This is a genomic window from uncultured Campylobacter sp. (genome assembly GCF_937890585.1).
Lineage (GTDB): Bacteria > Campylobacterota > Campylobacteria > Campylobacterales > Campylobacteraceae > Campylobacter_A.
The window spans coordinates 1-2,694 of sequence record NZ_CALACG010000224.1 but is presented as its reverse complement, the minus strand read 5'-3'; the positions used below and the strand labels follow the sequence as shown (position 1 = coordinate 2,694).

Sequence of the window (2,694 nt, the reverse complement as noted above, 5' to 3'; positions counted from 1 at the left end):
TTTATGAGCTTAAAAATATCTTTATCATCTTTGTAAGCGAAAAGATCCACCTCATCATCCCAAAGAGCGGCGAGAGCAGACAAATGATCCAGCTGCTAGCCAAAAACACTAAAAAGCCAATACTAAAATTTGAAAATTTAGACTACCAAAGCGTCATGGCCTAGCATAAATTTTATTTGATATAGTTTAAATTTTTAAACTTTTTACCATGTGAAAAAGATGTGAAAAACTAAAAAACCAAGAGAAGAATTTCCTACTCCAGCGAGCTTTTTATAAGCTCCTCAAAGTCTTTTGCATTCATCGGTTTGCCCCAGAAGTAGCCTTGTATCTCGTCGCAGCCAAGCTCCCTTAAAATTTCAAGCTGAGTCTCGTCCTCAACGCCCTCAGCGATCGTTTTTAGCCCGATATTTTTAGCAAATGTTATAACGCTCTTTACTACGTCTCTATCTATCTCGTTTGTAGCGATGTTATCAACTAGCTCTTTTGCGATCTTTAGCCTATCTAGCGGGTACTTTTTGATGTAGTTCATCGACGAAAAACCAGTGCCAAAGTCATCGATCGAGATACTCATCTTATTTTGTGAAAACTCAGCCAAGACAGTTTGCATGATCTCCTCGGCATTGACGAGGCTTGCCTCTGTAAGCTCGATGTCTATGCACTTTGGATCGATGCCGTATTCGTTTACGTAGTTTAAGATATCAGATGAGAAATTTATATTATCAACCTGTTTTGGCGAGATATTTATACCTATTTTTAGGTTGATACCATACTTTTTGTTCCAGTAGCTCATCTGCCTTATGGCCTCACGCGCCACCCATGTTCCAATACTATTTATAATAGAGCTTTGCTCGGCTATCGGGATAAATTTAGCTGGACTTACAAAGCCTTTAACCGGTGAGTTCCACCTAATAAGCGCCTCAGCCCCTATGATCTTTTTACCATTTAGCAGGTATTGCGGCTGGAAATTTAGGCTAAATTCATCGTCAAAATTCATCGAATTTAGCAAAATTTCTATGTAGTTTTTCTCCTGAATTTGCTCTTTTATATCATCATAAAAGACATATTTTGTATTTGCATCTTTTTTAGCTGCGTCAAGTGCCGCTCCAGCTTGCATGATGAGGTCATCAGCCATTATCTCGCTAGTTTGCGTTGAGCTTATACCTATCTTTGCCCCAAGACCTATCTTGTAGTCTCCAACTACGATCTGCTCGGCTATAACCTTTAGTAGATAGTATAAAAATTCTCTAAAATGACCATCTTCTTTTTGCTTTAAAACTATCATAAAATCATCACCACCAAATCTTGAGATGATTGCACCCTCTGGCAAGATAGTCTTAATCTTTTTAGATAAATTTAAAAGAACCTCATCGCCCACGTAATGGCCATACGTATCATTTATTACCTTAAAGTGGTTAATATCGATGCTATAAGTATCTATCTTTTCGCCAAGCGCCTTTGTCTTTATCATCTCAGTAAGCTTGTCTAAAAATGATTTTCTGTTTAAAAGACCAGTTAGCGAGTCAAATTCACTAAGCTGTTTTAACCGCTGATTCTTCTCTTCAAGCTCCCTAATGCTCTCTCTTATCTCATCATCGAGCTTTGCGATTATGATTTTTTCTTTGCGAGCTAATTTTTTTGTATTTTCACTATATGAAATATTATAAGTTATCGCAGCATATACCAACAAAGTCATAAGCAAAAAAGCGATCCAGATAGAGTAAATTTTACCAGTACCAGCAAGACCAAGAGCAACACAACTAACGATTAACAAAATGGCGACTTTTTCTATCAATACCATTTGAAAATCTATCCTATGAAGCCTTATCTTGATATTTCCTTCATTTTCTACCAGATGCAAACTGGCCATGAAAATAATAAAAAATGCAACCTTAAAAAAGACATCATAATGAACATCTGTAGGCTCAAGGCCAAAATAATCCCTAGTTGAATAATATGTATCACAGATAGAAATAACCAACATCGAAAGCAGATATAGTAGCAAGCTTATATGCCTTTTTCTGAAATTTATCGAAAAGAATGTGACAAATATCATACAAAACATACAAATATCCATTACGATGTAAGCAAGATTTAAAAGATATTCTTTGTTTAAAATCACCGCAAAATTCATATTAAAAACAGCAAACCAAAAAAAGCTAGAGGCTACAAATACTATAACTAGCATATCTACGACTACTTGCTGCCATATCATTCGCTTTAAAATTCTAGCAAGTAGTGTAACGAAAGCTGTCAAAAACATTGCAAATGGCATTAGGTATAAAATTTGCATAAAGCTTCTGCGAGAAATATTATTTTCACTAAAATCTAAATCATTATAAAGCATCCATAAAACATCAGCAACAACCCACGCTGCAACACCTAAAACTATATAAAGCCAGTATGAGTTTAAATTTCTGCTATCTTTTACCCTAAAAAATAAAAATAAAAATAAAAAAGCATCAAAAACGATAGATGTAGCAGTTAGATATAAAAAATTATCCAAATATATAGCTGTAAAATATGTAATAAGGAGAATAAATATAAATAAAAACGATCCGCTATGAAAATTTGTCACTCTATCAAGCACGGCTCTTCTCCGCTTCCTGGGCTAGCTTTTGCCACCTTTGCCACTCGCCACTATCATCGACGTCGTTTCCGATAGCCTCGTATCTAGCGTAAAAATGCTCAACAAAT

Annotated in this window: 1 protein-coding gene; it reads right to left on the bottom strand. The window is 35.4% G+C overall.

The annotated features are described in order from the left end of the window. Positions 1–253: 253 nt before the first annotated feature. Complete coding sequence (locus Q0296_RS06670; RefSeq protein ID WP_298038328.1) at positions 254–2,503, bottom strand: bifunctional diguanylate cyclase/phosphodiesterase; 2,250 nt, start codon at positions 2,501–2,503, stop codon at positions 254–256. Between the last annotated feature and the right edge of the window lie 191 nt (positions 2,504–2,694).